This is a genomic window from Nocardia sp. NPDC006982 (assembly GCF_042869435.1).
Lineage (GTDB): Bacteria > Actinomycetota > Actinomycetes > Mycobacteriales > Mycobacteriaceae > Nocardia.
The window spans coordinates 1-1,704 of record NZ_JBIAFV010000081.1 but is presented as its reverse complement, the minus strand read 5'-3'; the positions used below and the strand labels follow the sequence as shown (position 1 = coordinate 1,704).

Genomic DNA, 1,704 nt, shown 5'->3' with positions numbered 1-1,704 from the left:
GTGGCTCTGGCACACTTTCGATGACGGCGTGCTAATCGACCAGGAGCACACGGCGGCGAAGAAGATCGAAGTTGGCTCTGCCAAACATTTGCCGCTTCAGCATTTTCACGCGATTCACGTTGCCTTCGACGGCGCCGCTACTCCACTCCAGGGTGAGACCGTTGCGGACAGCGTCATAGTCTTTGAGCAGCCCATCGGCGAAACTCGCGAGCTGTTTGATGCCGCTGGACCGAGCGTCGGCGATCCATGTGTCCAGGTGTTTGCCGCCGCGTTCGCGGACCATGCCCGCGAAGTCGGCGACGAGTTGGTTCATCTGCCGCAGCGTGTCGCAACCGGCCAGAATCTGTTGCAGCTGGCGTTTTTCGTCGTCGGTGAGCGCGGTCGCCGGTCGCATCATCCAGCCGGCGACGTCACGCGGTGTCGTCGTCGCCGCTATTTTCGCCGCGGCTGGTGGTGTGGTGACGCGCCAGGTTTGCACCAGCCGCCGCACCGACCGGTGACTGCCGCTGTAGCCGCGCTCGCGCAGCTCTTCGAGCAGGCGCAGCGCGTTGGTGCACCCCTCGTCCCAGCGTTGCCGCAGATAGAGCGTGTGTTCATCGAGAGCACTGCCCCGTTTGGCGACAGGGGCGAGCAGGTGCTCGACGTTGTCGGCCTGGACATAGCGGCGGACAGTCTTGCGATCCAGCCGTAACCGCTCGCTGATCACGCTGATGTTCACACCACGGGTGAACAACTCGTGGATGTCGGTATACCGTTGCCGGATCGCCTCGGCCCTGGAACCCGAACCCGGTGGCGCAGCTTCCGGCGTCACCGGTTCCTGATCACTTTCTGATGTATCTTCTTGTTGGACAAGGCATTTACGGTGTGCGCGAACGACACGGTCAACCGCTGTGGTGAGGTTGTGCAGCAGATGCCAGCGATCTGCAACCTGAATCGCGGCGGGGGCGCCGCGGCTGGCGCCGTCAGCGTAGGGACCGCCGCGGTCACGGCAGACGACCCGGACCTCCGGATGCTCACGCAGCCAGTCAGCGACAGTGTCGGAAGTGCGATCCTCGAGCAGATCGACCGGCTGGCGGGTCGCCATATCGACGATGATCGTGCCGTAGACGCGGCCCCGGCGGATGGCAAAATCGTCGATGCCGACGGTCGGCAGCGCGCCCACCTGCGGCAACGGGATTGCTCGGACCAGCCGCAGCAGCGTGGACCGAGACACCTCAGTGGCGAGGTGGCGGGTCATCCGGTGACCGGCCCGCCCGCCCAGTGCCAGCCCGACCATGGTGAGCAGTGTGGTGAGCATGCTGCTGCGGCGCTGATACCAGCCAGCCAGGTCACCGAGCCGCTCCGCGAAAATCACTCGCGAGCACTGGCGGTCCGGGCATCGGAATCGCCTCACCTGCACGCGAATACGCACTTCACGCCCGCCGACACTACGATCGGACAGATACCGGACGTATCGGCTGTGAACCCGGTCGGACACCGTCCCACACTTCGGGCATGCGGCGGTGTCCGCGTCGCTGCGGGCATCGAACCAGACCGTGGACCCACGCGCCTCCACGCCATCGACTCGAATCCCGGACAGATGCGGAAACAACACCCCACACACCGACTCCACCGCACTCACAGCCACCAGCAGCATCTACATCGGAATCATCAGCGCCGCAATGCGATTGCTGAACCGCTGCACCGAAAGTGTGCCAGAGCCAC

At 64.6% G+C, this 1,704-nt stretch carries 1 protein-coding gene; it reads right to left on the bottom strand.

Features of this window, described 5'->3' with window-relative positions; translation table 11 throughout:
* Positions 1 to 31: 31 nt before the first annotated feature.
* Positions 32 to 1,636, bottom strand: a complete 1,605-nt coding sequence (locus ACFYOW_RS49565) for an ISL3 family transposase (RefSeq protein WP_387299161.1) — start codon at positions 1,634 to 1,636, stop codon at positions 32 to 34.
* Positions 1,637 to 1,704 lie beyond the last annotated feature (68 nt).